The organism is Novacetimonas hansenii JCM 7643, assembly GCF_000964405.1.
Classification (GTDB): Bacteria; Pseudomonadota; Alphaproteobacteria; order Acetobacterales; family Acetobacteraceae; genus Novacetimonas; species Novacetimonas hansenii.
On sequence record NZ_BANE01000304.1, the window covers coordinates 1 to 5,749 of the forward strand.

At 57.6% G+C, this 5,749-nt stretch carries 7 protein-coding genes and 1 tRNA gene; 5 read left to right on the forward strand and 3 right to left on the reverse strand.

The annotated features are described in order from the left end of the window. Positions 1-253 precede the first annotated feature (253 nt). Positions 254-736, reverse strand: coding sequence for a hypothetical protein (locus B7G66_RS15645; RefSeq protein ID WP_003617421.1), 483 nt, complete (start codon positions 734-736; stop codon positions 254-256). Between the two features lie 408 nt (positions 737-1,144). On the opposite strand from B7G66_RS15645, the gene B7G66_RS15655 reads away from it, so the two are divergent. From B7G66_RS15655 to B7G66_RS17600, 5 genes are all read left to right on the forward strand, one after another. Then, positions 1,145-1,360, forward strand: a complete 216-nt coding sequence (locus B7G66_RS15655) for a hypothetical protein (protein ID WP_003617418.1) — start codon at positions 1,145-1,147, stop codon at positions 1,358-1,360. 1 nt (position 1,361) lies between these two features. Beyond that, positions 1,362-2,027 carry a helix-turn-helix transcriptional regulator gene (locus B7G66_RS15660; protein ID WP_003617416.1) on the forward strand — a complete coding sequence of 222 codons (666 nt, stop codon included), beginning with the start codon at positions 1,362-1,364 and terminating at the stop codon, positions 2,025-2,027. A 96-nt stretch (positions 2,028-2,123) separates the two neighbouring features. Beyond that, positions 2,124-3,929 carry a translation elongation factor 4 gene (gene lepA, locus B7G66_RS15665; RefSeq protein ID WP_003617413.1) on the forward strand — a complete coding sequence of 602 codons (1,806 nt, stop codon included), beginning with the start codon at positions 2,124-2,126 and terminating at the stop codon, positions 3,927-3,929. Positions 3,930-4,062: 133 nt separating this feature from the next. Beyond that, positions 4,063-4,153: transfer RNA gene (locus B7G66_RS15670), tRNA-Ser, on the forward strand. Then, positions 4,126-4,347, forward strand: coding sequence for a hypothetical protein (locus B7G66_RS17600; protein ID WP_148424809.1), 222 nt, complete (start codon positions 4,126-4,128; stop codon positions 4,345-4,347). The genes B7G66_RS15670 and B7G66_RS17600 overlap by 28 nt, the downstream gene beginning before the upstream one ends. A 7-nt stretch (positions 4,348-4,354) precedes the next feature. Here B7G66_RS17600 and B7G66_RS15675 read toward each other — a convergent pair whose 3' ends face one another. Further along, entirely contained in the window at positions 4,355-4,918 is a 564-nt protein-coding gene (locus tag B7G66_RS15675; protein ID WP_003617410.1) for a DsbA family protein, read from the reverse strand. Positions 4,919-4,963: 45 nt separating this feature from the next. After that, positions 4,964-5,461: a metallophosphoesterase family protein gene (locus B7G66_RS15680; RefSeq protein ID WP_003617408.1), complete on the reverse strand. Its 498-nt coding sequence runs from the start codon at positions 5,459-5,461 to the stop codon at positions 4,964-4,966. Positions 5,462-5,749: the final 288 nt, after the last annotated feature.

Sequence of the window (5,749 nt, forward strand, 5' to 3'; positions counted from 1 at the left end):
TTATGATTTCAGGATGTTATCGAGCCTGACTTTTCAAACAGTCTGCTAAGGAATATTGGGTGCTGTCCTTTTGCGACGGGACAGAACCCAACATCTTGGACCCTGCCCCAGAAAAATTGTGATCCCCAGGCAGGATAGCCACGGTTGTTTGGGGCAAGTCCCGGGGACAAAAAGAAATGGCGCGTATCGCGGGGCACACCGCAATACGCGCCATTGTCGTTCCCTGTCCCCGTAATGGGAAAGGGATCAGGCGTTACTGCCCGCCGCCCAGCAGGCTATCGACATCGGAACGCGTCTGATTGCGCATGTTGTTCCAGTTCTGCTTTTCCGCGGCGCCAGCATTGCGGATCTGGTCCATCTTCTGCTGTGGGGCATTACGGATCGTATCAAGACGATTGCGACCATTCTGCACGCGCTGGTCCAGGTTCGAACGTTCGTTCGCCAGCTTCTGCTCCTCTGCCTTGCGGGCACGGTCCCAGCGGCCGGTCGTATTATCACGCAACTGGTTTTCCTTGTCCTTCAGGGCCTGCTGGCGCTGCTGCATCTGCGCGTTGCTCTTGTCACGATAGGCCTGCAGACGGTTGTTCGCACAATCCCCCGCCTGCGCCGCACGATCCAGCACGTCCCAGCTTGGCGTGGTTGAGTTCTGGCTGCAATCCGTGGCGTGCGCCGCAGGGGAAAGGGCGAAAACAGCACCGGACAGACTCGCTGCAAGAAAAAAACGATTAAACTTCATTATTACCCTCATCAACTGCAAGATAAGCTGGTCCGACTGGAAACAACCACGGACATATGGCTGCATTTGGACAAGGTTGTGTCAAAATCGCACCCTGTCGCCCTGCACCTCACATAATGTCCCCCTCCGCCGGACGGGAGACCCCATAACACATGGCTGCCTTTTCCGTGGCACAAGGGACACGAAACCCGCCCAATTCGGTTATATTGAAAAATAGCATATTTATTAAAATATTGTGATGATGTATACTAATGGTTCGCCATTGAAAGCTTTGCATTTTCTTATCGACATTCATGATGATACGTCCTTCATGCGGCCACCGACGCGGGTTTTGCGTCCCTGGGCCCCGCCAGCCTGCCGCATCGGCACCGGCTGGCGCTGTGCCCATGCGACAGGGTGACTGACGCCATGTGGGATCAGCCTTATCTTGAGACCTGCTGCCGTTCGGCCCTGCACCGCCTTAGCCTGAGTGAACAGGCCGGGCGCCCGGCGGGTCTGCCGGATACACCGTGCCTGGAACGGCTGGCGGGAATGGGGCTGGCCCTGCAACGCGATGACGGGCGGTTTGTAATTTCAGCAACAGGAACCAAACGGCATTGCAGCGAAATCATGAAACGGCCCTGACATGATCAGCCATGAAGACATCTGGCGGGCGCTGGATCTTCTGGCGACGGAACGCGGCATGACCCCATCGGGACTGGCCCGCGCGGCGGGGCTGGACAGCACGACCTTCAACCCCTCCAAACGCATGACATCATCGGGGCGGCCGCGCTGGCCCGGGACCGAAAGTCTGGCGCGCACACTGTCGGCCACCGGCATCTCGCTCGAAGGGTTCGGGCGGTTGATGACCGGCCATGGCGACAGGTTGGGCGGGACGCATCATGCGCACCTTATGATCGTGCCATTTTCGGAACTGGGGCAGGCCGAACTGTTTGACGAATCCGGCCTGCCCAGTGGCGACCGTTGGGAAACATGGGATTTCCATGGGTTGGCGGACCATCATTCCTACGCGGTACTGGTCGATTCCGATAACATGGAACCGATCTTTCGCGCCGGGACCGTACTTGTGGTCTCCCCCACCGCTGCGATCCGGCAGCATGACCGCGTATTGCTGCATGGTCCTGATTCCCATGCCTGTTGCGGGATCGTGACCGACCGGTGGCATGACGTGCCCCTGACCGCGCCGCTGCATGAACGAATCCGTATTCGTGGCGTTGGGCGCATAGAGGGGGAAACCATCGAAATGGACGGCGATACACGTGTTCACCGCATTGCGATGGCCTGCCTTTGACCATTGCCGCAGGTTCAGGCGCGACGGCCCCTGAAAACAGGATTAATTCATGATGTCCCGGCTGACTTTTGGCAATTTTTACCTTATGTCTCGCGCATGACCGACACGCCCCTTTCCCTGATCCGCAATTTCTCGATCATTGCCCATATCGACCATGGGAAATCGACGCTGGCCGATCGCCTGATCCAGGCCTGTGGCGCGCTGACACAGCGCGAGATGACGAACCAGGTCCTTGACAACATGGACCTTGAACGTGAACGCGGCATTACGATCAAGGCACAGACCGTGCGCCTGACCTATCCGGCAAAGGATGGCAAGACCTATATCCTGAACCTGATGGACACGCCGGGCCATGTCGACTTCGCCTATGAGGTCAGCCGTTCGCTGGCGGCATGCGAGGGATCGCTGCTGGTGGTTGATGCGTCACAGGGGGTGGAGGCGCAGACGCTGGCCAATGTGTATCAGGCCATCGACGCCAACCATGAGATCGTACCCGTCCTGAACAAGGTGGACCTGCCTGCCGCTGACTGCGAACGCGTCAAGGCGCAGATCGAGGAAGTCGTGGGCATCGACGCCGAGGACGCGGTGGAAGTTTCCGCCAAGACCGGCCTGAACATCGAGGCGGTACTCGAAGCCCTGGTCACGCGTCTGCCCCCGCCAAAGGGCGATGCCGAAGCCCCGCTCAAGGCGCTGCTGGTCGATAGCTGGTATGACCCCTATCTTGGGGTCATCACACTGGTCCGTGTGAAGGAAGGCCGCCTGAAGAAGGGCATGCGCATCCGCATGATGTCCACCGGCGTGGTTCACAATGTTGACCAGGTGGGCGTATTCGCTCCGCGCCTGACCCCGATGGATGAACTTGGCCCCGGGGAAATCGGCTATATCAACGCGGCGATCAAGACGGTGGCCGATTGTAACGTGGGCGATACCCTGACCGATGACCGGCGCCCCGCCGACATGCCTCTTGCGGGGTTCAAGCCATCCGTACCGGTGGTATGGTGCGGGCTGTATCCCATCGTCGCCGATGATTTCGAGAAGCTGCGCGACAGCCTTGCCAAACTGCGCCTGAATGATGCGTCGTTCCATTACGAGGCCGAGACCTCCGCCGCGCTGGGCTTTGGTTTCCGCTGTGGTTTCCTTGGGCTTTTGCATCTGGAAATCATCCAGGAACGCCTCAGCCGGGAATTCAACCTCGACCTGATCGCCACGGCCCCATCGGTCGTCTATCGCCTGTGGCGCACCAATGGCGCGATGGAGGAACTGCATAACCCCGCCGACATGCCCGACGGATCGCTGATTGAACGTATCGAGGAACCGTGGATCAAGGCGACGATCATGGTGCCGGACGAATATCTGGGCGCGGTGCTGACGCTGTGTACGGAACGGCGCGGGATACAGCAGGACCTGACCTATGTTGGCAACCGGGCAATGGCGGTCTATCGCCTGCCGTTGAATGAAGTGGTCTTTGACTTCTATGACCGGTTGAAATCCGTCTCACGCGGGTATGCCAGCTTTGACTACCAGATGGACACTTATGAAGAGAGCGAGCTTGTGCGCATCTCCATCCTTGTCAATCAGGAACCTGTGGATGCGCTGTCCTTTATCGCGCACCGTTCGGCAGCCGAAACGCGGGGACGTGCGATCTGCGCAAAGCTGAAGGAACTGATCCCCCGGCAGTTGTTCAAGATCGCAATTCAGGCATCCATCGGCAGCCGTATCATCGCACGTGAAACACTCGGCGCGATGTCCAAGGATGTGACGGCCAAATGTTATGGCGGCGACATTTCGCGCAAGCGCAAACTTCTGGACAAGCAGAAGGAAGGCAAAAAGCGCATGCGTCAGTTCGGCAAGGTGGAAATCCCGCAGAGTGCGTTCCTTGCCGCGCTGAAGATGGATCACTGATACACGACGCGGCACCGCACGATTATCCCGTGAATCAGTGGGATAATCGTGCCGTTTTCCCCTTGCGCTTGGACGAATTGCTGCTATGTTCCGCACCCGTCAGGCAGGATTAGCGTCCCGTTACTGACCGGTTGGAGAGATGGCCGAGCGGCTTAAGGCGCACGCTTGGAAAGCGTGTGTGCGTTAATAGCGTACCGTGGGTTCGAATCCCACTCTCTCCGCCACGGTCATGTTTTTCACAAAAAACCTGTTGATGATCCTGCCCCTGTCAGTCTGCTCGGGCAGCATCGGCATGATGACAGGCGCGGAAGCCTGCGATCTGTCTTTTGGATGCTATGCAGGAAAAAGCTTCATCAGAAACTTCTTCCTGTCTTTTTCAGCAGGGTTCAAAGATCACAGCCCGCATTTGCGGATATGATCCGGGATCAGGAAAAAATCCGTTCGATCCATGCATCCACGCTGTCCCCACTGCTGATGGCGGGATCAATCAAGCCATCGACCATAAAGGTGGGGGAGACATGGATGCCATTCTGGCGTGCGTATTTGCAGTGCCATTTGATGGCTGACTGCAGGTCCGGCAGGGCAAAGGCCTCCTCCAGTGCTACGCCACTATATTGTTCCATGCGACGGATGATGTCGTTGGGCGTCGCGTCCATATTGGGGCCGGCGCAATGATTGGTGAACTCGAATTCCTCGCGGTGCGCACCGACGGCATCCATGACCCGACGCGCGGTCTCCTTGCCGCCCTTCAGCGTGGAGGCGGCAAGAATGGCACGCACGATCACACCTGAAAACATATGCCATGGCTGCGACTGAAACAGGATACGGACCGTAATCCGCTCCTCCCCCACCTGTCGAAGCAACGCATCCAGCTTGCCCAAGGCCCGGACCGAAAACGGGCAGGTTGGTTCCACGAAAATCTCGAACAGGCGGGGCCCATGCCCCCAGACCAGTGGATCGACATGAGGGGATGCGGAAATGTCAGGCATGTTATGGCTCCTTGATATTTTCCAAACGGTTCGGACGCGCGGGCATCAGGTTGCCTGCGCCATGCGATGCGTGATCTGATCGAAACCAACGGGGGCAAAGGACCAGGCATCCACCCCGACATCGCACGACTGCGCCGTGGGGGGCAGGGCATTATGCATATGCCCATACAGGTGGATCGACCCGTAATGGGACGCATTCCACACCCGCATGGGATAATGGAACAGGACGACCCGCCTGCCGGCAACAGACATTTCATGATAGTCATGGATGGAGGCCCAGCCCTGCCATTTACGGGCGTGACGGTCATGATTGCCGACAATCAGGTGTTTGCGCCCGTTCAGGTGACGCGCATAATGCCCGGCATCCCTGCCGGCGCAGAAATCACCAAGGCACCAGACCTCATCCATCGGGCCAACCCGGTCATTCCACTGCTGCACCATGGCGGTATCCATCGCCTGCACGTCCGCAAAGGGGCGGGAACAGTATGTGAGAATGCCCGCATGACCAAAGTGCTGATCGGACGTGAACCAGATTTTTGTCATTCCCCAACCATAGCAGATCATCAGGATATTTTTGATGATGCCTGTTCCCAGAAGCGACGAACGACATCATTGATCCCGCGCCCCCTTCGCTGCGAATTTTGAAAGATTCGTCCCTTGGGAACCTTGATCTTCCAACAACGGGCAGCCCACCGCGACAGCGATGATGCTGGCGACACGTTAGAGAGTGTTTGAAAACAAGTCCTTGATAAAAAACAGGAAAAGTTTTTAGGTGCCGCCTTTTTTTAAAAAGGCAGCGTCTTCTGAAGCTTTTTAGAAAAAGCTTCACCA

Excerpts from the sequence above, each read along its gene's own strand:
- B7G66_RS15680 (WP_003617408.1), bottom strand. The coding sequence starts at position 5,461 with ATGACAAAAATCTGGTTCACGTCCGATCAGCACTTTGGTCATGCGGGC.
- B7G66_RS15645 (WP_003617421.1), bottom strand. The coding sequence starts at position 736 with ATGAAGTTTAATCGTTTTTTTCTTGCAGCGAGTCTGTCCGGTGCTGTT.
- lepA (WP_003617413.1), top strand. The coding sequence starts at position 2,124 with ATGACCGACACGCCCCTTTCCCTGATCCGCAATTTCTCGATCATTGCC.
- B7G66_RS15675 (WP_003617410.1), bottom strand. The coding sequence starts at position 4,918 with ATGCCTGACATTTCCGCATCCCCTCATGTCGATCCACTGGTCTGGGGG.
- B7G66_RS15660 (WP_003617416.1), top strand. The coding sequence starts at position 1,362 with ATGATCAGCCATGAAGACATCTGGCGGGCGCTGGATCTTCTGGCGACG.
- B7G66_RS15655 (WP_003617418.1), top strand. The coding sequence starts at position 1,145 with ATGTGGGATCAGCCTTATCTTGAGACCTGCTGCCGTTCGGCCCTGCAC.